At 66.5% G+C, this 22,896-nt stretch carries 25 protein-coding genes; 15 read left to right on the forward strand and 10 right to left on the reverse strand.

Annotated elements, in window-relative coordinates; translation table 11 throughout:
* Nucleotides 1-129: 129 nt before the first annotated feature.
* Nucleotides 130-912 (forward strand): SDR family NAD(P)-dependent oxidoreductase, encoded by a 783-nt coding sequence (locus tag AC59GX_RS00450; protein ID WP_497300568.1) that lies wholly within the window; start codon nucleotides 130-132, stop codon nucleotides 910-912.
* Between the two features lie 35 nt (nucleotides 913-947).
* Here AC59GX_RS00450 and fliA read toward each other — a convergent pair whose 3' ends face one another.
* The 8 genes from fliA to AC59GX_RS00490 all read right to left on the reverse strand — a co-directional run bounded on the left by fliA (nucleotide 948) and on the right by AC59GX_RS00490 (nucleotide 7,200).
* Nucleotides 948-1,697: an RNA polymerase sigma factor FliA gene (gene fliA / locus AC59GX_RS00455; RefSeq protein ID WP_426282804.1), complete on the reverse strand. Its 750-nt coding sequence runs from the start codon at nucleotides 1,695-1,697 to the stop codon at nucleotides 948-950.
* A complete protein-coding gene (gene flhA / locus AC59GX_RS00460) occupies nucleotides 1,694-3,781 on the reverse strand; it encodes a flagellar biosynthesis protein FlhA (RefSeq protein WP_426282803.1) in 2,088 nt (695 codons plus the stop codon). The genes fliA and flhA overlap by 4 nt, the downstream gene beginning before the upstream one ends.
* Nucleotides 3,782-3,784: 3 nt before the next feature.
* A complete protein-coding gene (locus tag AC59GX_RS00465; RefSeq protein WP_426282802.1) occupies nucleotides 3,785-4,630 on the reverse strand; it encodes a lytic transglycosylase domain-containing protein in 846 nt (281 codons plus the stop codon).
* A 185-nt stretch (nucleotides 4,631-4,815) separates the two neighbouring features.
* Nucleotides 4,816-5,133 carry a hypothetical protein gene (locus AC59GX_RS00470; RefSeq protein ID WP_055881695.1) on the reverse strand — a complete coding sequence of 106 codons (318 nt, stop codon included), beginning with the start codon at nucleotides 5,131-5,133 and terminating at the stop codon, nucleotides 4,816-4,818.
* Nucleotides 5,120-5,416 (reverse strand): flagellar biosynthesis anti-sigma factor FlgM, encoded by a 297-nt coding sequence (gene flgM / locus AC59GX_RS00475; protein ID WP_426282801.1) that lies wholly within the window; start codon nucleotides 5,414-5,416, stop codon nucleotides 5,120-5,122. Before flgM ends, AC59GX_RS00470 begins: the two co-directional genes overlap by 14 nt.
* A gap of 100 nt (nucleotides 5,417-5,516) precedes the next feature.
* Entirely contained in the window at nucleotides 5,517-6,011 is a 495-nt protein-coding gene (locus AC59GX_RS00480; RefSeq protein WP_426282800.1) for a flagella basal body P-ring formation protein FlgA, read from the reverse strand.
* Nucleotides 6,008-6,529 (reverse strand): hypothetical protein, encoded by a 522-nt coding sequence (locus AC59GX_RS00485; protein WP_426282799.1) that lies wholly within the window; start codon nucleotides 6,527-6,529, stop codon nucleotides 6,008-6,010. The genes AC59GX_RS00480 and AC59GX_RS00485 overlap by 4 nt, the downstream gene beginning before the upstream one ends.
* Nucleotides 6,526-7,200: a motility protein A gene (locus AC59GX_RS00490; protein WP_426282798.1), complete on the reverse strand. Its 675-nt coding sequence runs from the start codon at nucleotides 7,198-7,200 to the stop codon at nucleotides 6,526-6,528. Before AC59GX_RS00490 ends, AC59GX_RS00485 begins: the two co-directional genes overlap by 4 nt.
* A gap of 594 nt (nucleotides 7,201-7,794) precedes the next feature.
* Between AC59GX_RS00490 and AC59GX_RS00495 the strand changes: the two genes are divergently transcribed.
* The 13 genes from AC59GX_RS00495 (at nucleotide 7,795) to AC59GX_RS00555 (ending at nucleotide 18,501) form a co-directional block, all read left to right on the forward strand.
* Nucleotides 7,795-8,133 (forward strand): flagellar basal body rod protein FlgB, encoded by a 339-nt coding sequence (locus AC59GX_RS00495; RefSeq protein WP_279628692.1) that lies wholly within the window; start codon nucleotides 7,795-7,797, stop codon nucleotides 8,131-8,133.
* An 18-nt stretch (nucleotides 8,134-8,151) separates the two neighbouring features.
* Nucleotides 8,152-8,547: a flagellar basal body rod protein FlgC gene (flgC, locus tag AC59GX_RS00500; RefSeq protein ID WP_107952494.1), complete on the forward strand. Its 396-nt coding sequence runs from the start codon at nucleotides 8,152-8,154 to the stop codon at nucleotides 8,545-8,547.
* A gap of 2 nt (nucleotides 8,548-8,549) precedes the next feature.
* Nucleotides 8,550-9,230 (forward strand): flagellar hook assembly protein FlgD, encoded by a 681-nt coding sequence (locus AC59GX_RS00505; RefSeq protein ID WP_426282797.1) that lies wholly within the window; start codon nucleotides 8,550-8,552, stop codon nucleotides 9,228-9,230.
* 28 nt (nucleotides 9,231-9,258) lie between these two features.
* Nucleotides 9,259-10,527: a flagellar hook protein FlgE gene (locus tag AC59GX_RS00510; RefSeq protein WP_056061578.1), complete on the forward strand. Its 1,269-nt coding sequence runs from the start codon at nucleotides 9,259-9,261 to the stop codon at nucleotides 10,525-10,527.
* A gap of 24 nt (nucleotides 10,528-10,551) precedes the next feature.
* Nucleotides 10,552-11,304, forward strand: coding sequence for a flagellar basal-body rod protein FlgF (gene flgF, locus AC59GX_RS00515; protein WP_120299608.1), 753 nt, complete (start codon nucleotides 10,552-10,554; stop codon nucleotides 11,302-11,304).
* Between the two features lie 13 nt (nucleotides 11,305-11,317).
* On the forward strand, nucleotides 11,318-12,106 hold the full coding sequence (gene flgG, locus AC59GX_RS00520; protein ID WP_056061573.1) for a flagellar basal-body rod protein FlgG: 789 nt from the start codon (nucleotides 11,318-11,320) through the stop codon (nucleotides 12,104-12,106).
* Nucleotides 12,106-12,795, forward strand: coding sequence for a flagellar basal body L-ring protein FlgH (locus AC59GX_RS00525; RefSeq protein ID WP_426282795.1), 690 nt, complete (start codon nucleotides 12,106-12,108; stop codon nucleotides 12,793-12,795). The genes flgG and AC59GX_RS00525 overlap by 1 nt, the downstream gene beginning before the upstream one ends.
* A gap of 131 nt (nucleotides 12,796-12,926) precedes the next feature.
* A complete protein-coding gene (locus AC59GX_RS00530) occupies nucleotides 12,927-14,021 on the forward strand; it encodes a flagellar basal body P-ring protein FlgI (protein ID WP_426282794.1) in 1,095 nt (364 codons plus the stop codon).
* Nucleotides 14,018-14,347, forward strand: coding sequence for a rod-binding protein (locus tag AC59GX_RS00535; protein ID WP_426282793.1), 330 nt, complete (start codon nucleotides 14,018-14,020; stop codon nucleotides 14,345-14,347). Before AC59GX_RS00530 ends, AC59GX_RS00535 begins: the two co-directional genes overlap by 4 nt.
* Nucleotides 14,344-15,690 (forward strand): flagellar hook-associated protein FlgK, encoded by a 1,347-nt coding sequence (gene flgK / locus AC59GX_RS00540; protein WP_426282792.1) that lies wholly within the window; start codon nucleotides 14,344-14,346, stop codon nucleotides 15,688-15,690. The genes AC59GX_RS00535 and flgK overlap by 4 nt, the downstream gene beginning before the upstream one ends.
* Before the next feature lie 5 nt (nucleotides 15,691-15,695).
* Entirely contained in the window at nucleotides 15,696-16,616 is a 921-nt protein-coding gene (locus AC59GX_RS00545; RefSeq protein ID WP_426282791.1) for a flagellin N-terminal helical domain-containing protein, read from the forward strand.
* A 111-nt stretch (nucleotides 16,617-16,727) separates the two neighbouring features.
* Entirely contained in the window at nucleotides 16,728-17,591 is an 864-nt protein-coding gene (gene motA, locus AC59GX_RS00550) for a flagellar motor stator protein MotA (protein WP_056061555.1), read from the forward strand.
* Between the two features lie 4 nt (nucleotides 17,592-17,595).
* Complete coding sequence (locus AC59GX_RS00555) at nucleotides 17,596-18,501, forward strand: flagellar motor protein MotB (protein WP_056061553.1); 906 nt, start codon at nucleotides 17,596-17,598, stop codon at nucleotides 18,499-18,501.
* Between the two features lie 85 nt (nucleotides 18,502-18,586).
* Here the strand turns inward: AC59GX_RS00555 and AC59GX_RS00560 are convergent, their stop codons facing one another.
* Nucleotides 18,587-19,090, reverse strand: coding sequence for a Ros/MucR family transcriptional regulator (locus AC59GX_RS00560; protein WP_497300576.1), 504 nt, complete (start codon nucleotides 19,088-19,090; stop codon nucleotides 18,587-18,589).
* 336 nt (nucleotides 19,091-19,426) lie between these two features.
* Here AC59GX_RS00560 and AC59GX_RS00565 point away from each other — a divergent pair, with 336 nt between their 5' ends.
* The gene (locus tag AC59GX_RS00565) at nucleotides 19,427-20,908 is read left to right on the forward strand and encodes an O-antigen ligase family protein (RefSeq protein WP_497300577.1); all 1,482 of its coding nucleotides are present in this window, start codon (nucleotides 19,427-19,429) and stop codon (nucleotides 20,906-20,908) included.
* On the opposite strand, the gene AC59GX_RS00570 is transcribed toward AC59GX_RS00565, so the two are convergent.
* Nucleotides 20,892-22,832, reverse strand: a complete 1,941-nt coding sequence (locus AC59GX_RS00570) for an acyltransferase family protein (protein WP_426282788.1) — start codon at nucleotides 22,830-22,832, stop codon at nucleotides 20,892-20,894. The genes AC59GX_RS00565 and AC59GX_RS00570 overlap by 17 nt on opposite strands.
* Between the last annotated feature and the right edge of the window lie 64 nt (nucleotides 22,833-22,896).

Here is a 22,896-nt window from a genome sequence, read left to right on the forward strand (position 1 = left end):
GACCCCGGTGGCGCAAGCTGCCGGGGTTTTTGCATGTTTGCGGGCGATCGAGGAAAGGCGTTATCGTGGCCCAATACAGTGCAGCTGGTCTGCACGTGGGGAGCAGGCGTACTTTACCCTCTTCTGCGCGTGCCACCACCGGCGTCGCAGCATAGGCTGGTTGGGAAGAGCGATGACGGCATTGCGCAGAAAGATCGCCCTGGTGATCGGCGGGACGCGCGGCATAGGGCCGCGATCACGCGCCGCCTCGCTGCCGATGGCGCGTCGCTGGCGGTTATCTATCGATCGCGTGCCGAGGATGCACGGCAGTTCGTTCGCGGGATCGAGGACGGTGGAAGCGTGATCGTCTCGGTTCAGGCCGATGTGAGCGATGCCGCCGCGTTGCGCGCTGCGATCGACACGGTGATTGCGCGTTACGGCACGATCGATATCCTGGTGAACGTCGCCGGCATGTCGGAAAACGGCACGCTCGCGAGCTATGCCGACGATGCGTTCGACCGAGTGTTTGCGGTCAACGTGCGCGCACCGTTCATCGCCGCGCAGCGAGTTGCAGCTGCGATGTCTACCGGAGGACGCATCATAACGATCGGCAGCATCGTCGCCGACCGTGCGCCCGGCGAGGGCGTTACGCTCTATGCCGCCAGCAAATCGGCGCTTGCTGGCATGACCCGGGGGCTGGCGCGCGACCTCGGCGCGCGCGGCATAACCGCAAACCTGGTGCAGCCGGGACCGGTCGACACGGAACGCAATCCTGCCGACGGCCCCAATGCAGAGGCGAACAGGGCGCCGCTTGCAATCCGCCGGCACGGCACGCCCGACGAGGTGGCCGGGCTGGTCGCCTATCTCGCATCGGACGAAGCGGGGTTCATCACGGGCGCGGTATATACCATCGACGGCGGCTGGAGCGCGTGAAGGGGCATGCTTTGAAGCTTTGCCCATCAGTCGCTCTATAGCGCTCGGGCGAGTGCCTTCTTCAGTTTCGCATGCGCGGACGCCTTGATCTGGCACACTCGCGCAGAGCCGACGCCGAAGACTTCGCCGATCTCCTCGAGGTTGAGTTCTTCGACGTAATAGAGCTGGATCACCTGCGCCTCGCGTTCGGGGAGCGCGGTGATCGCGGCGATAAGCGCCTCGCGCATGTCGCTGTCGGCGAGTTGCTCGAACGCGTCGGGCGTGTCGTCGGCGAACCAGGGCAGGTCGTCGGCGTACAGCTCGTCGATCGAGTCGAAGCGGATCGAGTCGGCGGTGACGTAGTCGGTTCGGAGTTTCTCGATCGTCACGCCGATATGGTCTGCGATCATGTCTTCTCCGGGAGCTTTGCCCGTGCGGGCGGTTAGCGTCGAGATCGCCTCGGCGTACTGGCGGCGGCGACGCATCGCGCCGCGCGTTGACGTGGCCTGGCGGCGCAGTTCGTCGATCATGCTGCCACGCAAACGCGTGATCAGGTAGGTCTTGAACGGAAGCCCGCGTTCGTCGAAATTCGCGGCGGCCTCGACCAGTGCGACCAGGCCGACCTGGATCAGGTCCTCGACCTCGACGCTGCTGCTCATGCTGCCGTGGACGTGCCACGCGATCCGGCGGACGAGCGGGAGGTGCTGTTTGACAAGCTGGTCCGCGTCGCCGCCGGGGCGTTGGTGCGGGCGGTAGGTGAGGGGTTGGGCATCGGCGAAGGCGCCGCGCATCGGGAGCGCGCTCATGCTGCGAGCGCCTGTTGCCCGAAGTTTCCGGCTTGCGCCGGCTGGGAAGCACCGATGACCGCGACGACTTCGACCGCCTTCTCCTCGGGCACTTCGAAGAACGACATCACCGGAGTGTCGGGCAGGCACGTCCGCACCAGCTTGCGGATCGCGATGCGGATGGTCGGCTGGACGACCAGCGCGAACGGTTTCGCCTCGGCGATCAGCGGTTCGGCGGCGCGTTGCAGCGCCTCGACGATGCGGCGGCCGAGATCGGGTTCGATGACGTGGCGGCGCGATTGATCGGCGCGCATCGCCTGGCCGAGCAGACCTTCCAATTGACCCTCCAACGTCATGACGCGCAGCGGTTCGCGCACGCCGCACAGTTTCTGGATGATGAGCGCGCCGAGTTCGGGACGGATCGTCTCGATGATCTCCTCGGCGTCCTGCGTACGCTGCGCCGCGACCGCGATCGCGCCGGCGATGCGACGGAATTCCTTGAGCGGCACGTTCTCCGCGAGCAGGCCTTTCAGCACCTGCGTCAGCGTCGTGATCGGCAGCGGTGCGAGTGCGGCGACCAGCTGCGCGGCGCGCTCCTTGAGGCCGTCGAGCAGCGCCTGCACTTCGTCCTGGCCGAGCAGGTCGGACGCGTTCTGGCCGAGCAGATGGTTCAGATGCGTCGCTATCACGGTGCCGGGATCGACCACGAGATAACCCGCACCGGTCGCGGCATCGGCGTCGCCCGCGTCGACCCAGGTCGCGTCGAGCCCGAAAGTCGGATCCTTGACCTTCTTGCCGAACAGGTCGCCGAACGCCTGGCCGGTGTCGAGCGCGAGCATCTCGTCGGGCGACACGGTGTCCTCGCCGACGACCACGCCGTTGACGAGAATGCGGTAGACGTATGGCGCGAGGTTGATGTCGTCGCGGACGCGGACCTGCGGCACGACGAAGCCCAGTTCCTTCGACAGCTGCCGACGCACACCGGTGATCCGGCCCATCAGCGGCGACCCGCGCCGCTCGTCGGCGAGCGGGACCAGGCCGTAACCGATGTCGAGATTGACCTGCATCCCGTCGGTGACTTCCTCCCAGCCGATCTTCGACTGGTCGATCGTCTCGACGGGGACGACCATAACGGGGGCGGGGCGGCGCTCGATCTGGCGCAGCTTCCACGCGGCGAACCCGGCGATCGCGGCCGCCGGCAGGATCACCATGTGCGGCATGCCGGGCAGGATGCCGAGCAGCGCGAGGATGACCGCGACCGGCGTCCAGGTGCGGGGCGACCCGAACTGGCCGCCGATCTGGCCGGCGAGATCCTTGTCCGAGGTGACGCGCGTGACGATCGAGGCGGCGGCGATCGACAGCATCAGGCTCGGTAGCTGCGCGACCAGCGCGTCGCCGATCGCGAGCAGGATGTAGTTGTGCGCGGCATCCGCGATCGTCATGCCGTGGCTGACGGGGCCGAGGATCAGGCCGCCGATGATGTTGGCGGCGAGGATCAGCATGGCCGCGACCGCATCGCCCTTCACGAACTTAGACGAGCCATCCATCGAGCCGTAGAAATCGGCTTCGGTCGAGACTTCGACGCGGCGCGCCTTGGCTTCGTCGGGGGTGATGAGGCCCGCGTTGAGGTCGGCGTCGATCGCCATCTGCTTGCCGGGCAAAGCGTCGAGCGTGAAGCGGGCGCTGACTTCGGAGACGCGGCCGGCGCCCTTGGTCACGACGATCATGTTGATGATCATCAGGATCGCGAAGACGAAGATGCCGACGACGTAATCGCCGCCGATCAGGAACGTGCCGAACGCCTCGATCACGTGACCCGCCGCGCTTTCGCCTTCGTGGCCGTGGACCAGCACGATGCGGGTGGAGGCGACGTTGAGGCCGAGGCGGAACAGGGTGGCGAACAGGAGGACGGTCGGGAAGGCGGAGAAGTCGAGCGGTTTCTGCGCGTTCAAGGCGACCATCAGCACGGCCAGGCTGATCGCGATGTTCGCCACGAAGAAGATGTCGAGCATGAACGCCGGGATCGGCACGACCATGACGAGCACGAGCAGCAGGATCGCGAGCGGCAGGACCGAAGCGCGGGCGTTGGAGAGAATGCGGTTCATCGCTTAGCCGCCCAACCGTGCGAGCATCATGTACGCGAGCCGCGCGGTATCGGGCGTCGGGCGCAGGATGTTGGCGGCGGCCTGCGTCGTCTTGCCGGTGAACCTGCCCATCGCGGTAGTCGCCCAGGCGAGCGCGTCGTCCGCGCTTTCGTTGTTGCCGGTGATGACCGTGCTACCGTTCATGTCGAGCGCCTGCGCGGCGTAGTTGGCGGGCGTTGCGGTCGCGCTTGCCCCGGCGGCGGCACCGCCGAGCTTGTCGGCGAACCGGTCGTAGATCGCCGACAGCGTGCGCGGCTGGTTGTTCGAATCGTAGAAGACGTTGTGGTTCGCGCGCGCCGCGGCGGGGAAGAGCGCGGCGCCGCTCGCCTGCGGATTGGCCTGCATCGTCTTGAGGAACTTGGTCGCGCCGCCGAGCCCCATGAAGTGCGCCATATACAGGTCGGTGCCCGAGGCCGGCCGGTTCAGCGTGCCTTCGAGCGAGGCCTTGTTGTCCGACGCGTATTCGGCGGCCATCAGCGACGCGGCATTGGGATCGTTGCGCAGCGCGAGGATCGCCGCCTTGGTGCCGGCATCGCCGACCGAGAGGCGGCCGCTCGACGACTGGCCGATGCTGTTCGCGGCCCACGCCATGCCGTGCTCCGCGCCGTGCTTCTTGACGACCGACAGCCAGCTCTGTTCGATGAACTGATAGAGGCCGGATGCGCTCGACGTGCCGGCCTTGGCATTGGCGTTGAGCCCGCTCTCGAGCTTCGCCTGGCCCAGCAGATAGTCGAAATCCACGCCCGTCTTGCTGCTCGCAAGCGCGATCGCGGACTGGATCCGGCCGGTAGTGATAGGATTGACGGTCATGCCCGTGTGCGGTGCCCCTGGTTCAGGGGATGCTGAGCAAGGGTCGTGCCAGTTTCCGGTATTTGTTTCCCGTAGCGCCGTCATCCTGACGAAAGTCAGGATCCAGAGCCATGTGGCGCCGCCCCTTTTACCCTGGATCCTGACTTTCGTCAGGATGACGGAGATGGGAAGTGTAAGCGCGCTACTTAAGCGTACGCGGCGCGCAGGCCCGGCCGATACCCGGCAACGGCACCGTCGCCGGTCAGGGTTTGCAGGCGGCGGCGAACATTTGCCGCCATCAAGTTGGTGTAGATCCGGCACGTCTCGTTGAGCCGGTTCGCCTCGTCGGCCAGCTCGCGGATCTCGGTGCCCGCAGGCCCGGTGCCGAGCAGCGCGACCTGTTCGATCCCGGCGAGCTTGTCCGCGGTCGCACGCTCCAGGCTGGCGACGTCGTTCGACTTCAGCGCGGCGATCTCGGCGTGGAGCGCGTCGATCACGCGGATCAGGGCATCACGCCGTTTCATTCGAATTCCAGTCCAGGCGAAGCGCCATCAGGCGATCGGCGATGGTCGCGGGGAGGATCGGGAAGGTGCCCGTCGCGATCGCCTTCTTGATCGCGGCGACGCGGCTCGCATCGATCGGCGGCGAGGCGGCCATCGACTTGGCGAGCGCGATCGATTCCGGCTCCACCGACGTCTGCCTGGGCAGAGCCGGCGTCTGAACGACCGTCGTCGGTGCTGCCGCGGCGATGCGCGCGACGGAGCGATCTCCTGCTACTGACGGCTTCGCGCCGATCGAGTCCACCATGTCCGCATCCTCTGGTTTGCGCTGACATCAGGAGAAACGGCCGCACCGGCAAAACCTTTAGCAAAATTAATCTGTTCGTCTGAAATTAGTTCGATCAGGCTTAGTTCGACCAGCCGGGCAGCGTCGCGCGACCGGCGTCGACCGCGATCGCCTGGACCGGGGTGCGGGTGTCGTCGACCTTGACCATGAAGTGCCCGCCGGGCGCGGCATCGCCCATCGCGACGCCTTCGCGGCTGATCGAGAAGCCTTCGGTGCCGGCCTCGATGACGATCGGATCGCCGCGCTTGATGACGGGTGGGGCCTTCGCGGCGGGGGCGAACGAGGCGGCGATTGCGGCAGGCGCACTGGCCGGGCGGATGACGGGCACGAAGATCCGCCACGCCGGCCCCGCGCACGACACGACGACCGCGTCATGCTGTTCGGAGCGCCACGACAGCGACACCGTCGAGCAGGTCGCGAGCCGCAACCGCGCATCGACCGGCGTGCGCGCGCCGCCCTCGGCGCCGGTCGGGCGACCGGTGAACGCGGCGACCGAGGCGTCGAGCGCGGCGGTATCCTGGAAGCTTGCGGCCATGAGCAGGAACGGGATGATCATTGAGCGGTCCTTGGGGCTTCGCCGACAAAGGCGACGGAGACGATGGCGGCACGGCGGCCGGGCTTGGTGGCGGTGACAATCGCGACGCGAGACGGTGCAACCGCGGCGAGCGCGGCGGCGACGGTGCGCGCGCGGTCGGCGGCGAGAATCGCGGCGCTGCCGGTGACGCGGTCGATATCGGCGGCCGTCCCGTCGGTCGATCCGGTGACGGTGAGCATGACGCGGGGATCGCGCGCCGCCTCGCGCGCCCAGGCGACGAGCGCGCCCGGCGTGGTCGGCAGGATCGCCGATCCGGGTGCAAAATCGAGGATGCCGGCCGCGGCGACGGGCATCGGCGTCGGCTCGGTGTCGTTCGCGCCGAAGCCTTCGCGGATACCCTTGGCCAGATCCTTGCCGCCGATATGCTGCGTGGCTTGCAGGAGCACGAGGAAGCCGACCAGCAGCAAGGCGAGGTCGGCGAGCGTGATCAGCCAGAGCGGCTTGCCGGTTGGCGCGTCGGGATATTCGTTGGCGTTCATGCGACAGTGGCCAGCGTCGGCGGCGAACTGGGCGCGACATAGCCGCGCGGCGTCTCGCGTTCGGCAAGCGCTACCAGTGGCGCTTCAATCCGTGCCCGCTCGAACGCCTCGTTACGCCCTTGCGCGCGGAGGCGGTTGGCGATCGGCATGAAGAGCAAATTGGCAAACAGCGCGCCGTACAGCGTGGCGAGCAGCGCGACCGCCATCGCGCCGCCGATCGCGCCGGGATCGCTCATCGTCGCGAACATCTGCGCCAGGCCGATCAGCGTGCCGACCATGCCCATCGCCGGCGCGACCTCGGCGGCGCCGGCCCAGACGTCGGCGGCGGCGACGTGGCGCTCGATGCGGGCGCGGCGGCGATGTTGGACAAGCGTCGCGACGTCGGTCGCGGAGGCGCCGTCGACGATCGCGGCGATCCCCGCGGCGACGTCGGCGTCGGTGATGACCGAGCGATCGAGCGCCATCACGCCGTGGCGCTTGGCGATGCGGGCGAGGGCGGTGATCTGGAGAAGGAGAGGCTCGGCATCGAACCGGCCGCGGCCGAGCGTGGTCACGGCGGCGAGTGCTCGGCCGAGGTCGCGGAGGGGGGTGCGGAGGACGACGGCGAGCGTCGTCCCGCCACCGACGATGGCGAGTGCTGCGGGGTCGAGGAGTTGGGCGAGCGTGATCATGTGCGTGGGATGATGCAAGGGGTGTGCCGGATTGGCGTAATTTTCTGTTCCCCTCCCTCGTGAAGGGAGGGGCTAGGGGTGGGTGGGCTCGTTACAGGCCGCGGAGTTCGCCAAGTAGCCCACCCTTCTTCCCCCCTCCCTTCACGAGGGAGGGGGGAAGAAGGGTGATGCCGGTGGCCACTCAACCGCCACCCCGGCGAAGGCCGGGGCCCAGTTGGGGGACGTGGCTAACTGAGGGGGCGCTTCGTTACTGTGACCTCTCCAATTGGGCCCCGGCCTTCGCCGGGGTGGTGGCAGTGGGTGAGCAGCAGCACCCGCTTCCTTGTTCTCCCGCGAAGGCGGGAGCCCAGACTGGGTCCCCGCCTTCGCGGGGAAACATAGTGAGGCAGGAGGCAGTGGTTCGGTTGCCGCCCCAAACACGCCAACCGGCAACCTCTTTGCCGCCCACCCCTGCAACACCGGCAACCTCTTGCCGCTCACCTTGCCGCCAGCCCGCCACCGCCCGGCAAACCACCATCCCCCACCCTCGCCACCAAAACTGGCACGCCCATTGCTTGTGTCCGGTTGCGCAATGATGCGCCAGGAGACGGGCTTGTGTCAGGCGACACGCTTTTCGGAGTTCACGGGGCGGCACTCGAGGTGCGGTCGCAGCGCATGGGTGTGCTGGCGTCGAACATCGCCAACGCCTCGACGCCCGGCTTCAAGGCGCGCGACATCGATTTCCAGTCCGCGCTCGCCTCGGTCGAGAACGACGGCAGCACCAATGCGGCCACGAAATACCGCATCCCGACGCAGACCTCGATGGACGGCAACACCGTCGAGCTGAGCCAGGAGCAGACCGCCTTCGCCGAGAACGCCGTCCAGTATCAGACGACGCTGTCGTTCCTGAACGGGCGGATCGGCCAGATCACCCGCGCGCTGAAGGGGGAGTAAGCCGTGTCCAACCAGCCCATGACGATCTTCCAGGTCGCCGGCCGCGCAATGTCCGCGCAGCTCGTCCGGATGAACACGACGGCGTCGAACCTCGCCAATGCCGGTGGCACCACCGGCTCCGCGGAGACCGCGTACAAGACGATGAAGCCGGTGTTCCGCACCAGCTTCGACGCCGCCAGCGGTATGTCGACGGTCGACGTCGAGCGCGTCGTCACCGCCGGTGAAGCGCCGACCAAGCGCTACGACCCCGACAATCCGATGGCCGACAAGGATGGCAACATCTTCGAGGCGGCGGTCGATGAAACCCGCGAGATGGTCGACATGATGGAGACCGCCCGCAGCTACCAGAACAACATCGAGGTGATGAACACGGCCAAGTCGCTCATCATCGATACCCTCAAGCTAGGCCGCTGATCATGGCAACATCGTTCGATACCACGCTGTCCAACCTCGGCATCACGCGCACTTCGACCGCCGCGGCGACCACAACGACCAAGTCGTCGACGTCGCTCGGCCAGTCCGACTTCCTGAAGCTGATGACCGCGCAGATGCAGAACCAGGACCCGTTCAATCCGGTCGACAACACCCAGATGGTCGCGCAGATGGCGCAGATCTCGACCACCTCGGGCATCTCCGAGATGAACACGACGATGAAGGCGATCGCCGACAAGCTGGGCGTCACCAGCACTGGCGAGGCGCTCGGCTATGTCGGTAAGACCGTCCTGACCCCGGGCAGCACCGCCTATGGTCGCGCAGCCGGCGGCATCGCCGGTTCGGTCGAGCTCGCCGGCGCCGCGACCGACGTCAACGTCACGATCAGTGATGCGAACGGTGCGGTCTTGAAGACCATGTCGCTCGGCAAGCAGGCCAAGGGCACGATCGGCTATGACTGGGACGGCAGGGACGCCGCCGGTGCGGACGCCGGCAACGGCCCGTTCACGGTTCAGGTCGCCGCGCAGAACGCCGGCACCACGGTCGGCGCGACCGGCCTGGTCTGGTCCCCCGTCCAGTCGGTGTCGACCACCACCGGCGCCGCCATCCTCACGCTTCCCGGCCTCGGCGAGATCCCCGCCAGCGCCGTCCGCCAGATCGGCTGAACCCAGAGTTTCCAGGAGCTAAATCGCCATGTCCTTCTATACTTCGCTCTCGGGTCTTCAGGCCTCGCAAGCCGAGATGTCGACGATCTCGCACAATCTCGCGAACGTCGCGACCAACGGCTTCAAGAAGAGTCGCACCGAATTCGCCGACGTGATCGCGTCGAGCGTGTCGGTCGCGCCGTCGCAGCAGATCGGCTCGGGCGCGATCGTCCAGGCCAATCGCCAGCAGTTCGCGCAAGGCAGCCTGATCCAGACCTCGAACAGCCTCGATCTCGCGGTGTCGGGCGACGGCTTCTTCGCGGTCAAGCCGAGCATCGAATCCGCCTCGATCAACTATACGCGCAACGGCGGCTTCCTGGTCGACTCGAACCGCTATGTCGTCGACTCGCAGGGCTCGCATCTGCAGGTGTTCCCGGTCGACGGCTCGGGCGCGGTGGTCGCGACCGGCTCCGATTCCGCGGTCAGCCTGCGCCTGCCGGAGACGAGCGGGACGCCGGTGCCGACTTCGGCGGTTACGATGACCCTCAACCTCAACGCCAATTCGGCGCTGCCGACGACGGCAACGTTCGACCGGTTCGATCCGTCGAGCTACAACCAGTCCGCGCAGACCACGGTGTACGATGCCAGTGGCAACGCGATGACGCTGACTAACTATTTCAAGCGCACCTCGGCGCCGACGACCACCAACGCGAACAGCACCTGGGAAGTCCACAGCTTCGTCGGCGACAAGGAGCTGACGACGAACGGCACCGCCGGGACGGCGATGACGTTCGACCCGACCGGCAAGATGACCGCGCCGACCGCCGCGATCAAGTTCGACCAGTTCACCACCGCGAACTCGACCGATCCGCAGGCGATCGCCTTCACCTTCGGCAGCGGCACGACGCAGCTGTCGAGCGCGTTCAACGTCGCCTCGCGGACGCAGGACGGCAAGGCGGTCGGCCAGATCCAGGGTGTGACGGTCGACGAGAAGGGCCTCGTCAATGCGAGCTTCTCGAACGGCGACACGCAAGTGCTGGGGCAAGTGATGCTGGCGAACTTCTCGAACCCCGAAGGCCTGCGACAGCTCGGCAGCAGCTATTGGCAGTCGACGGGCATTTCCGGCTCGGCGAAGCTCGGTTCGGCCGACACCAACGGCTTCGGCAAGCTGATGTCGGGGACGATCGAGGGATCGAACGTCGACATCACCGAGGAGCTGGTCAACCTGATCGCGGCACAGCGCAACTTCCAGGCGAACTCGAAGGCCTTGGATACCGCCAACCAGATCTCCGAAACCATCTTCAACATCCGCAGCTAAGCAAGAGCGAGCAGGGGATTCTGAATGGACAAGCTGGTCTACACCGCGGCGACAGGCCTGCGCGCGCACATGGCGGCGCAGGCGGCGATCGCCAACAACATGGCGAACGCGTCGACCACCGGCTTCCGCGCCGATCGCGTGGTGTTCGACCGGCTCAACCTGAAGGGCGACGGCTCGACGATCGAGGCGCGCGCGCCGACCTCGGAAGAGGTGACCGACGCCGATCGATCGCCCGGCGCGATCCAGTTGACCGGGCGTCCGCTCGACGTCGCGATCACCGGCACCACTGCGTGGCTGGCGGTGCAGGCGTCGGACGGATCGGAGGCGTACACCCGCCGCGGTGACCTGGAGGTCGCGCCATCGGGCGTGCTGCAGACCGGCGACGGGCATCCGGTGATCGGTTCGGGGGGGCCGATCACCCTGCCGCCCTACCAGTCGCTGACGATCTCGGCCGACGGGACGATCTCGATCGTGCCGCAGGGTGGCGATGCGAAGGATACGCAGGTGATCGACAAGCTCAAGCTCGCCGACACCAAGGGGTCGGACACGGTCAAGGGCCTCGACAACCTTCTGCGCGTGCGCGGCGGCGGGGCGCTGCCCGAGGACATGGACGCCAAGGTTCAGGGCGGCGCGATCGAGGGATCGAACGTCAACATGACGCAGGCGCTGGTCGACATGATCGAGAACCAGCGCAGCTACGAAGTCCAGGCCAACATGATGAAATCCGCCAAGGAAATCGACGAGAGCGGTGCATCGCTGATGCGCCTGCCGAGCTAGAAGGAACAGACGAATGTCATCCGCAGCCATGCATATCGCGCGCACCGGGCTCGACGCCCAGGACATGCGCATGCGCGTCATCTCGAACAATCTCGCCAACGTGAACACCACGGGCTTCAAGAAGGACCGTGCGGCGTTCGAGACGCTCGCCTACCAGACCGTCACGACGCCCGGCACGCAGAGCACCGCCGAGACCAAATACGCGACCGGGCTCAACCTCGGCACCGGCGTCCGTATCCAGGGCACCGCGCGGATCGACACGCAGGGCGCGATGCAGACGACCGGCAACAGCCTCGACCTCGCGCTCGACGGCGACGGCTATTTCCAGGTGCAGATGCCCGGCGGCACGCTCGGCTACACCCGCGCCGGCAATTTCTCGCGCTCCGCCGAAGGCCTGCTGGTCACCAGCGAAGGCTATCAGGTGCAGCCCGGCATCACCGTGCCCGAGGGGACGACGGGGATCACGATCGGCCGCGACGGCACCGTGTCGGCGATGGTCCCCGGCCAGACCGAGGCGTCGCAGATCGGCCAGATCCAGGTCGCCAGCTTCCCGAACGGGGCAGGGCTCCAGGCGACCGGCGACAATTACCTCGTCGAGACTGCGGCCAGCGGCGCGGCGAACGTCGGCGTCGCCGGCCAGGACGGGCGCGGCGGCATCAAGCAGGGCATGCTCGAGGCGTCGAACGTCAACGTCGTCGAGGAACTGGTCGACATGATCGAGACGCAGCGCGCGTACGAGGTCAATTCGAAGATGATCTCGGCGACCGACGACATGCTCAAATACGTCAACCAGAACCTGTGATGCGTAACGCCCCTATCGCCGCGCTCGTCGGCACGCTTCTCATCGCCGGGCTCGGCGCGTCCCCAGTGGATGCCAGCCTGTTCGGCAAGAAGGCGCCGCCCGAGGATTTCTCGGTCGCGCGGCCCTTGCCGGTCCAGCCGGTGCCGGTCGTCGCGACGGGCTCGATCTTCCAGGCGCAGGACGGCTATGCCGCGCTGTACGAAGGCTGGCGCGCGCGTAAAGTCGGCGATCCGCTGACGATCGTGCTGGTCGAGCGCACCGCCGCGTCGAAGTCGTCGGGGTCGAAACTCGACAGCAATGGCTCGGGCAGCATCACGCCGCCGACCACCGGCTTCCTCAACCTGTTCAACAAGAGCGACGCGACGCTCAGCGGCGGGCGTAGTTTCAACGGCACAGGCGCGGCCGACCAGACCAACTCGCTGTCGGGTGAAGTCAGCGTCACGGTGGCGCAAGTCTATCCCAACGGGACGATGCTGGTGCAGGGCCAGAAGCGCGTCACGCTCAACCGCGGCGACGAGTTCCTCAAGATCAAGGGCCTGGTCCGCACCGCCGACGTCGACGCGAACAACCGCGTGCTGTCGACGCGGGTCGCCGACGCGCAGATCTCGTACACCGGCAAGGGCGACGTCGCCCGCGCCGGCCGCCAGGGGTGGCTCAGCCGCTTCTTCTCCGTCGTCAGCCCGTTCTGATGGTCCGGCGTGCCCTAACCCTTCCCACCCGGCAAGCGCCGGCCGGGCCCCTTCCCTCTCCCCTCAGGGGAGAGGGAGAGACGCCGAAGGCGGCGAAGGGTGAGGGCACGCGTTCCGGCTTGAGGTTTCCCATGATCCGCTTTCTCTTAGCTATCCTCGCCGGTTGCCTGATCGCCGCGCCGGCCTCGGCCGACCGGATCAAGGACCTCGGCGGGTTCCAGGGTATCCGTTCGAACCAGCTGACCGGCTACGGCATCGTCGTCGGCCTGCCCGGCACCGGCGACGACAATCTCGAATACACCGTGCAGTCGTTGAAGGCCGTCGCATCGCGCTTCGGCCTGCAACTGCCGCCGTCCGCGAACCCCGGCATGAAAAACGCGGCGGTGGTGATGATCACCGCCGAACTGCCGCCGTTCGCCAAGCCCGGCCAGCGCCTCGACATCACCGTCGCCTCGATGGGCAAGGCCAAGTCGCTCCGCGGCGGCAGCCTGATCATGACGCCGCTGCTCGGTGCGGATAACCAGATCTACGCGATGGCACAGGGCAACCTGGCGGTCGGCGGGCTGGGTGCAGAGGGCGCGGATGGGTCGAAGATCGTCGTCAACGTGCCCTCGACCGGGCGCATTCCCGAGGGTGCGACCGTCGAACGCGCGGTCGCCACTGGGTTCGACAGCGCGCCGACTCTCACCTTTAATCTCGCGCGCGCCGATTTCACCACCGCGCAGAACGTCGCCGGTGCGATCAACTCGAAGCTTGGCTTCGGCAGCGCGCAGGCGATCGACGCGGTCTCCGTCGCGGTGCGTGCACCGATCGGTGCCGACATCCGCGCGACGCTGATGTCGACGATCGAGAATCTCGACGTCGTCTCTGCCGAACCATCCGCCAAGGTGATCGTCAACGCGCGCACCGGCACCGTCGTCATCAATTCGGCGGTCCGCGTGGGGCCTGCGGCGATCACGCACGGCAAGATGACGGTGCGGATCGACGAGAAGCCGCAGGTCAGCCAGCCCGCGCCGTTCAGCCAGGGCCAGACCGCGATCACGCCGAACAGCCGCGTCGCGGTCGAGGAGGAGCGTCGCCCGATGTTCCTGCTGAACCCCGGCCCCAAGCTCGCCGACATCGTCAAGGCGGTCAACGCGATCGGCGCTTCGCCGGCCGATCTGGTCGCGATCCTCGAGGCGCTGAAGGAAGCCGGCGCGCTCAAGGCCGAGTTGATCGTCCTGTGAGCCCGCTCAACGCACCCGCAGCCGCGCCCACGACCGGGATCTCGACCGACACGAGCCGCCTCAAGTCGAAGGACAATCTCGACAAGGCGGGGGAGAAGTTCGAGGCGGTCTTTACCGGCATGATGCTGAAGAGCATGCGCCAGGCGAAACTCGCCGATCCGCTGTTCGATTCGAAGGCGATCGACACCTTCACCGACATGCAGGACGGGCTGATCGCGAAGTCGATGGCCGAGCACACGCCGCTCGGCATCGGCAAGGCGATGACCGATTTTCTCGCCAAGTCTCAATCCGATCTTAACCAGGGCGCGGCAGACTCGCCGCCATGAGCGATCTCCTCTCGATCGGCGCCTCGGGCGTGCGCGCGTACCAGACCGCGCTGTCCACGGTGTCGGAGAACATCGCGAACACCGGCAATGCGGGCTATACCCGGCGGACGACCACGCTTTCCGAAGTGTCGTCGGTCAATGGCGGGCTGAACGCGCAAAAGTCGGTCAGCAGCAACGGCGTCACGGTCACGGGGATCGGCCGCAGCGCCGATGCATACCGGTCGCAGGCGGTCCGCTCGGCCGGCACCGATCTCGCCAAGACCGAGGCCGGCGTCACCTGGATGAACCGGATCGAGACGGCGCTGGGCAACAACCAGCTCGGCGACCGGCTCACCAGCTTCTTCACGTCCGCGCAGAAGCTCGCCGCCGATCCGACCTCGGAGCCGGCGCGTGCGGTGATGCTCGAATCGGCCGGCACGGCGGCGGCGGCGTTCAGCGCGACCGGCGCGGCGCTCGATACAGCGGCGGCCGATCTCGATTCGACCGCATCGCAGGCGGTGCAGTCGCTCAATGCGCTCGGCACTGCGCTTGCCAAGATCAACGACGGCATCGCGCGCACCGCGCCGGGCTCGTCGACAGCGGCGCAACTCGCCGACCAGCGCGACCAGATGCTCGAGCAGATGAGCACGATCACCGACATCACCACGTCGTTCGACGATCTCGGGCGTACGACAGTCCGGCTCGGTGGCGCGGCGGGCTCGGTCTTCGTCGCGGGCGGCGAGAGCGCGCAAGCGTCCTATGCGCGCAACGACGAGGGCGCGGTCCAGTTCGCGGTGACGCGCGGCAACGTCACGTCTGCGCTGTCGCCAACCGGCGGCGCGCTTGCCGGGTTCGCGGAAGGCGCACAGCGGATCGCCGCGGCGCGTGGGTCGCTCAATGCGATCGCCACCGACTTCACGAGCAAGATCAACGCGGTGCAGGCGCAGGGTCGCGACCTCGACGGCAATGCGGGGGCTCCGATGTTCGCCACCGGTGGCACGCCGACCGACCTCTCGGTTTCACTCGCCGACGGACGCGGGATCGCTGCGGCGAGCGCCACCGGCGGCAAGCGCGATGCGTCCAATCTCTCCGTGTTGCAGGTAGCCCGCTCCAGCGGTGGCTTCGAAACGCGCACCACGACGCTGATCGCCGGCAACGCCGCCGCGCTCGAACAGCGCAAGGTGGTCGCCGATGCGCAGACCGCGATCCGCGACGGTGCGGTCAGCGCGCTCGCATCCGCGTCGGGCGTCGATCTCGATAGCGAAGCGGTCGACCTGCTCCGCTTCCAGCAGGCCTATCAGGCGTCGAGCCGCGTGATCCAGACCGCGCGCGACACGCTCCAGACCATCTTCGATCTACGGTAACGCCCATGCAGATCGCGACCCGCCTCTTCTACGACCGCGCTTCGGCGTCGATGACTTCGCTCGGCGCTAAGGCGGAGTCGTTGCAGAACCAGATCTCGACCGGGACCAAGCTGTCGGCGCCGTCGTCGGACAGCGCCGCGTATCAGCGGCTTGCCGGGATCAAGCGCGATGCCGTCGACGACAAGGCCTATGCCGCCAATCTCGGCACCGCCGAATCGGTGTTGAAGCAGGGCGACACCAGCCTCTCCGCGATCACCGACCAGCTCCAGAGCGCGACCGAGCTGGTGACGCAGGCGAAGACCGGCACGCTGAACGCGGCGAACCGCAAGGCGATCGGCGAGCAGATCGCCGGCCTCGTCGCGACGTTGACCAACCTCGCCAACGCCAAAGACGCCCGCGGGCAGGCGCTTTTTGGCGGCGCCGACGGTGCGCCTGCAGTCGCTGCGGGCGGCAGCTACGCGCTCGCCTCGAAGCCGGTATCGGGCATCCCGATCGGCGACGGCCAGACCGTCCAGGCAAACGAAACCGCCGCGCGCATCTTCACCGTTGGCGGCAAGGCCAAGCCCGATGGCAGCATCGAGGGCGGCACCAATACGCTCGCCATGCTCTCGGCGATCGCGACCGCGCTGCAATCAGACGATTTCAAGGCGAGTTCGCTCGATACGTCGCTCGCCGACATCGGCGCCGCGTCGGACCAGGTGTCGACGGTGCAGGCCTCGCTCGGCGCGCGTGCCGCGCGCGTCGATATGGAGGCATCGCGGCTGACCGATGTCGCGGCGGACCGCGAGGCGACCCGGTCGGGGCTGGAAGATACCGACATCACCACGACGGTGGTCGAGTTGCAGAAGACGATGACGATCCTGTCGGCGACGCAGGCGAGCTTCTCGAAGCTCTCGGCGCTGTCGCTGTTCGATTATCTGCGCTGATCCGAATTTAATCGCGCGCGACGTCGTCTTGGTAACCGGTTGGCTACCAAAGGCGGTTAATTCTGTGGCGACGCAAGTGCCGCTGTCGGCCCTGGGGGAATTTCGAACACCATGTTTCCGGTCATCGGCATCGTCGTCCTGCTCGTCATGGTGTTTGGCGGATTCGCGTTCACCGGCGGCGCGCTCGGCCCCGTCATGGAGGCGATCCCGCACGAGATGCTGATCATCGGCGGTGCCGCGGCCGGCGCGCTGATCATCGGCAATTCGGGCAAGGAGCTGAAGGGCCTCGGCGCTGGCCTGGGGAAGGTCTTCAAGGGTCCGAAGTACAAGAAGCAGGATTATCTCGATGTCATCTTCCTCGTCAGCAAGCTGATGAAGATGCTGCGGATGGATGGGCCGATCGCGCTCGAGCCGCATGTCGAGGATCCGCAGTCCTCCGCCGTGTTCGCGGAATACCCGAAGCTTCTGAAGGACAAGGCGCTCGTCAACCTGATCGCCGATACGCTGCGCCTGGTGGTGGTGTCGTCGGGGACGCTCGACGTGCACGCGGTCGAGGAGGTGATGGACCACTCGATCAAGACGCATCATCACGAGGAGGAGGCCGCGCACGGCACGCTCGCCAGCCTCGCCGATGCGCTGCCGGCGCTCGGCATCGTCGCGGCGGTGCTCGGCGTGGTGAAGACGATGGGCTCGATCGACAAGCCACCGTCGATCCTCGGCGCGATGATCGGCTCGGCGCTGGTCGGCACGTTCATGGGCGTGCTGCTCGCCTACGGTATCGTCGCGCCGCTCGCGAATCGGTTGAAGCAGGTGCTCGATGCCGACGCGTCGATCTACGACGTCGTGAAGCAGATCATCATCGCCTCGCTGCACGGCCATCCGCAGCCGCTGGTCATCGAGGCCGCACGCTCGGGCATCGCGCACAAGAACCAGCCGGGCTTCGCCGAAGTCTTCGACGGGCTGAGGGGCAAGTAATCCGGTGGCCGCGCGTGCGCCTCATGGGACGAACCAGCCGCCCAAGGTCATCGTCAAGAAGATCTATATCGAGGGGCATGGCGGCCATCACGGCGGCGCGTGGAAAGTCGCCTATGCCGATTTCGTGACCGCGATGATGGCGTTCTTCCTGTTGCTGTGGATCGTCGGTGCGACCACCGAGAAACAGCGCAAGGGCATCGCCGATTACTTCGCGCCGACCATTCTCAACACGCGGTCGCTAGGGATCGGCGGCGGAGGGCTCTTCGGTGGCGAATCGATCCTCGACAAGAATCGCATCGGGCCGAAGCCAGGACAGACCAGCATGGCGCAGCTTGCGATCCCCGATGCGGGGCTCGGTGGGCCATCGGCGGGGACGGGGCCCAAGGGTTCGCTGAAAAGCCGCGATGCGCTGACCAAGGAAGACCAGAAAAACTTCCAGGCGCTGCGTCGGCGCGTGCTCGGCGAGATGTCGGGCAATGCGAAACTGTCGCGCCTGCAAAACCATGTCCGCTTCGTGCCGACCCAAGACGGCATGCGGATCGATCTGGTCGACGACGCGGACTATTCGATGTTCGCGCTCGGCACGACCGCGCTCGATCCGGAAGCGTCGGCGTTGATCGGCATGATCGCAGGCTCGGTGCAGGGCATGCAGAACCCGATCATGATCCGCGGCCATACCGACAGCGTGCCGTATGGCGACCCGCGCGCGATGAACAACTGGATGCTCTCGTCAGGCCGCGCCGAGGCAACGCGGCGGCGGCTGTTGTCGGGTGGTACGCCCGAGCAACGGTTCGAGCGGATCGAAGGCGTCGCCGACCGCGAACCGCTGATCGTGAAAGACCCTGCCGACCCGCGCAATCGCCGCGTTGCGATCACGTTGCTCTACAGGCGAGGGATCTTCGCCAAGTAACGCGCCGCGTTCCCACGGTAGGCGCAACAAAAAAGGACCGGTGCCGCGAGGCGCCGGTCCTTTTTGTCGTCACTGGCTGCGTCGCTTATTCGGCGGCGGCGGCAGTGTCCGTCTTGCGCTTGCGTGTCGTCGTCTGCTGGGCAGGCGCCGATTCGGTCTTGCGCGGGCCGGGCTTGCGTCCGAGGCCGATCTTCTTCGCCATCGCACGACGGCTCTCCGAGTAGTTCTCGGCGACCATCGGGTAATCGGGCTTCAGGCCGTAGCGTTCGCGGTACTCGGCCGGCGTCATGCCGTGCGTCGCGAGGTGACGGCGCAAGGTCTTGTACGACTTGCCGTCGATCATCGAGATGATGTGATCCTTCGACGCGAGCGATTTGCGTGCCGTTACGGCAGGCGTGTGTTCCGCGGCAGCTTCGACCGGAGCAGCTTCGATCGTGGTGCCGAGCAACGTCGCGACGGTCTCATGCATCTTGCCGAGAAACGCGGGAACGTCATCAGCCGAACTCCGGGTATTCGGGTTGCCGAGCCATGCGATCGTCAATTCTGTTGCCAGCTCGACGGCATTCAGGTCGGTGGTATCTTCGGCCATAGTATACTCCATTGTCTGCGGACGCCGTAACGGCGTGCGACATTGGGTTCAACCATCCAGATACGTTTTCAGCACATTAAATTGTAAAAATCGACATTGGAAGCGCGAACGGTTGAAGATCGGTTCACTTTGGCTGCTCGCAATTCAAGTTTCCGAGCATGAACAAAGCAAGCACAGTGAAGATATCATCGGGCGCTGACGGCTGGACGCCTGTCGTCGCGGCGGATAGAACTCGGGTGACGGTCGCGTGCGTATCGTCGGCCGCGTCGATAGCTATCGCGCAACCTGTTCGGCACGTGTCGTAGCTGCGATGCATCCTATCGAGAGAGTTTCCGCATGCTTTCAGGTCCCGACGGCGCGAACCGATCCGAACGCGCGAACCGATCCTCCGGCATGGGCGGGACCGCGAAGGCGCTGTCGAAGGCGGACGCCTATTCGGGCAGCGACTGGCTCGCCAAGCTCGGCAAGGGCAATGCGGACGACGACGCGCCGATGCTGAGAAGCGTCGGCGATCGCCTGATGCCGCTGCGGATCGCGATCATCGCGCTGATTTCCCTGGTGATGCTCGGTCCGATCATGACCAATGTCGAGGGCGGCAATGGCGGCGACGGGAGCGCCATACGACAGATCGGCTATCTCGCGATCCTGGCCGGCACGATCTTCGCGATCCGCCCCTCGGCGAGTCCGAAGTCGCTGGTCGCGTTCACCTGGCCGATGCTGCTGGCACTCGCATGGTGCTGGATCAGCGTATCCTGGGCGCTCGACCCGGGCACCGCATTCCGCCGTGTATTCCTGACGACGCTGGTCGCGTGGATGGTGTTCAGTCTCGTCCGGCACGGCGGCTATCAACTGAACGTCGACCTGCTTCGCTATTCGCTGCTCGCCGCGATCCTGATCTCGTATCTCGTGGTCGTGCTGGATCCGATGGTAGGCATTCATCTTGCGGGCGAAGAGCAGGCGATGGCGCTGATCGGCAACTGGCGCGGCTTTCTCGGCCACAAGAACTTCGCCGGCGCGGTGTGTGCGTTGTGCATCATCATGTTCCTGTTCGATGCGAAGCGGATCCGACCGACGATCCGCATCTTCGCGATCCTGGTGGCGGGATATTTCCTGTTCCGGTCGCAGTCGAAGACGTCGGGCGGCATGGTGGTGCTCGCCTCGGTCGGCGGCATCGTCTTCGAGACGGTCAGCATCCGCCTGCGTCGCTACATCATCCCGATCCTGATGATCGTCGGGTCGGTTTTCTGGTTCCTGACCAGCGCCTATGCCGACATGGTCCAGTCCAACTTCCTCCAGCCAAAGGCATTTACCGGCCGCGGCCAGATCTGGGGGGCGCTGCTGAACTATGCCGGCGATCATCCCCTGCTCGGCGCAGGCTTCGGGTCGTTCTGGAACATCGAGGGCAGCAGCCCGGTGTTCGAATACGGCCATGGCTATGTCACCAAGATCACCGTCGGCCATTCGGGGTATATCGACCAGCTCGTGACGGTCGGTATTCCAGGCGTACTGCTGATGGTCTTCGCGATGGCGGTGTGGCCGTTGGGGAGGCTGCTCGCGAGCGCGGACGTCGCGAAGGGGCGGGGCGCGCTGATCTCGGCGATGCTGATGTTCTGCATCGGCCACAACATCACCGAGAGCGGCCTGTTCGAGCGCGACGGCATCGTCAGCACGATCTTCTTCTTCGCGGTCGCGCTCGCGCATTATTGCACGATGGACGACAAGCGGACGGCGCCGGTGAAGCAGGCTGGCGACGACGTCATGCGCGAACTGCGTCGCCGCAAGCGCAAGCATCGCCCGGTGCTTACCGCGGGCGAATGACCGGGTGACGTGCGAGGATCGTCGCCAGCGCAGCCTGTGCGCCGGCCGGCGTGAAGTGCGAATGATCGAAGTGTAGCGGCGTGCCGTCAGCGGTGGTCAGGCGGCAGGTCGTGCCGGTGCACTCCGTGTCGATGGCAGAGGCGTAATCGGCGCCCGCTGCGCGGACCGGCCCGGCCATCGCGCGATCGAGCGCGATACGGTCCATCAGTCGAAACCCGTCCGCGAGCGTCGGGTCGCCGTCCGCGTCCGATCGCACGATCAACGCAGGCAGGTCCGCGTCGTATTCGACCGAGGGCCCGATCACCAGGACCCGCGTTCCTCGCGTCCGCAGCCAGCGGATCGTATCGAGCAACGCTGGCTGTTCGAAGTCTAGCCACCGTGCGGACAGCACGACCGTGTCGATCCGCTTGAAATTCAGTGTGCCGAACGCGGCATCCATGGTCGTGCGACAGGTCGGCAGGCCCTTCCCGTGCAGTAGCGGCCGACAGCCCGCCGCGGTCACCTGCACCATGTTCGCGCTCGGCAGCAGCGTGTGCAGCGCCTGCGAGAAATGCGCACCGTGGCTGTCGCCGAACAGCGCGATGTTGGGCTTGGTCGCCGATAATCGCAGGCAATCGGGCGAGAAGCCGCGGCCGGTCGGCAGGACGAAGCAGCGATCGGTGCTGAATTGCCGTTTGCCCGCCTCCGTCGAGTCCCAGCCGAGATAGCTGGCGGCCAGCGCCTGACGCGGCGAGAGTGGCCGAATGTCGTCGGCCCTGGCGGCGATCGTCAGCCCGGCGATCGCCAGCGCCGCAAGCAGCACGACCGCGACGACATGCGGGACGAGCCCCGATCCACTACGCCAACGCCTGCTCGCCGGGCGCTCTATCAGCGCAAAGCTCAGCCAAGCTGCGCCAAGCGATGCGCAGAGCAGTCCGAAAGTCTCGACCGGCGCGAGCGTCGAGCCATGCCGGATCGAGTAGAAGGCGATGATCGGGCGATGCCAGAGATACGCCGAATAGGAGATCAATCCGATCGCCCGCAGCGGCCATGCCCCGAGCAGTCGTGCCGTCGGACCCTCGCCGCCATACGCCAGCAGCACCGCGGCCGCGACCGCGGGGGGCAGCGCGAAGGGCACGGGAAACGGCCAGCCGCTGCTGATCGCGATGCAACTCGCGGCGATCACTGCGATGGCGAGGATGCACAGGGTCGCTCGGATCGATCGGTTCGCGATCGTCGGTACGGCGCCAAGCGCGACCAGCGCGCCAAGCGACAATTCCCAGATTCGCGCGGGCAGCAGGAAGAACGCAGCGGAAGGGTAGGTCGTCGCCAGCCATCCTCCGATCGCGAACGAGGCGAGTGCGAGGCTGGCGATGACCTGCGCGAGACGCTGCCGGGAGAGCCCCCGGAGCGACCACAGAAGCAGCGGGTAGAGCAGGTAGAATTGCTCCTCCACCGCGAGCGACCAGGTATGGACGAGCGGCTTGGCGTCGGACGCCGCCGCGAAATAGTCCGACGTCAGGTAGAAATAGAAATTCGACCCGAACACGCTGGTCGCCGCCGCGCTGCGTCCGAGATCGCGCAACTGGTTGGGCAGCAGGAGCACGCAGCCGAGCGCCAGCGTGACGGTCATCATCACGAGCAGCGCAGGCAGGATGCGGACGATCCGGTGGCGATAGAAGCGCGCGATCGAGAAGCGCTCCTCGGCGATGTCGCGCACCATGATCGCGGTGATCAGGAACCCGGAAATCACGAAGAAGATGTCGACCCCGACGAACCCGCCCCGCAACTTCGTCACGCCGCAGTGCAGGAGCAGGATGGGCAGGATCGCGAGCGCGCGCAGTCCGTCGATATCCGGCCGATAGCGGAGCGCGCGTCCGTCCTGCGGCGCGGGCGTTCGCGTGCCTGCGGTCGCAGCCGATCCTGTCGCTATGCTCTCGCTCACCTGTACCGACGCCCCCACTTGCGCCGTCGGTCTATAGCGGGTGGCGGCATGCTGCTAGGGCCGG

This window comes from Sphingomonas sp. 320_CC (assembly GCF_059691795.1).

Coding starts and splice junctions, on each gene's coding strand:
- fliA (WP_426282804.1), bottom strand. CDS start 1,697: ATGAGCGCGCTCCCGATGCGCGGCGCCTTCGCCGATGCCCAACCCCTC.
- flhA (WP_426282803.1), bottom strand. CDS start 3,781: ATGAACCGCATTCTCTCCAACGCCCGCGCTTCGGTCCTGCCGCTCGCG.
- AC59GX_RS00465 (WP_426282802.1), bottom strand. CDS start 4,630: ATGACCGTCAATCCTATCACTACCGGCCGGATCCAGTCCGCGATCGCG.
- AC59GX_RS00470 (WP_055881695.1), bottom strand. CDS start 5,133: ATGAAACGGCGTGATGCCCTGATCCGCGTGATCGACGCGCTCCACGCC.
- flgM (WP_426282801.1), bottom strand. CDS start 5,416: ATGGTGGACTCGATCGGCGCGAAGCCGTCAGTAGCAGGAGATCGCTCC.
- AC59GX_RS00480 (WP_426282800.1), bottom strand. CDS start 6,011: ATGATCATCCCGTTCCTGCTCATGGCCGCAAGCTTCCAGGATACCGCC.
- AC59GX_RS00485 (WP_426282799.1), bottom strand. CDS start 6,529: ATGAACGCCAACGAATATCCCGACGCGCCAACCGGCAAGCCGCTCTGG.
- AC59GX_RS00490 (WP_426282798.1), bottom strand. CDS start 7,200: ATGATCACGCTCGCCCAACTCCTCGACCCCGCAGCACTCGCCATCGTC.
- flgC (WP_107952494.1), top strand. CDS start 8,152: ATGACGATCTTCCAGGTCGCCGGCCGCGCAATGTCCGCGCAGCTCGTC.
- AC59GX_RS00505 (WP_426282797.1), top strand. CDS start 8,550: ATGGCAACATCGTTCGATACCACGCTGTCCAACCTCGGCATCACGCGC.
- AC59GX_RS00510 (WP_056061578.1), top strand. CDS start 9,259: ATGTCCTTCTATACTTCGCTCTCGGGTCTTCAGGCCTCGCAAGCCGAG.
- flgF (WP_120299608.1), top strand. CDS start 10,552: ATGGACAAGCTGGTCTACACCGCGGCGACAGGCCTGCGCGCGCACATG.
- flgG (WP_056061573.1), top strand. CDS start 11,318: ATGTCATCCGCAGCCATGCATATCGCGCGCACCGGGCTCGACGCCCAG.
- AC59GX_RS00525 (WP_426282795.1), top strand. CDS start 12,106: ATGCGTAACGCCCCTATCGCCGCGCTCGTCGGCACGCTTCTCATCGCC.
- AC59GX_RS00530 (WP_426282794.1), top strand. CDS start 12,927: ATGATCCGCTTTCTCTTAGCTATCCTCGCCGGTTGCCTGATCGCCGCG.
- flgK (WP_426282792.1), top strand. CDS start 14,344: ATGAGCGATCTCCTCTCGATCGGCGCCTCGGGCGTGCGCGCGTACCAG.
- AC59GX_RS00545 (WP_426282791.1), top strand. CDS start 15,696: ATGCAGATCGCGACCCGCCTCTTCTACGACCGCGCTTCGGCGTCGATG.
- motA (WP_056061555.1), top strand. CDS start 16,728: ATGTTTCCGGTCATCGGCATCGTCGTCCTGCTCGTCATGGTGTTTGGC.
- AC59GX_RS00560 (WP_497300576.1), bottom strand. CDS start 19,090: ATGGCCGAAGATACCACCGACCTGAATGCCGTCGAGCTGGCAACAGAA.
- AC59GX_RS00565 (WP_497300577.1), top strand. CDS start 19,427: ATGCTTTCAGGTCCCGACGGCGCGAACCGATCCGAACGCGCGAACCGA.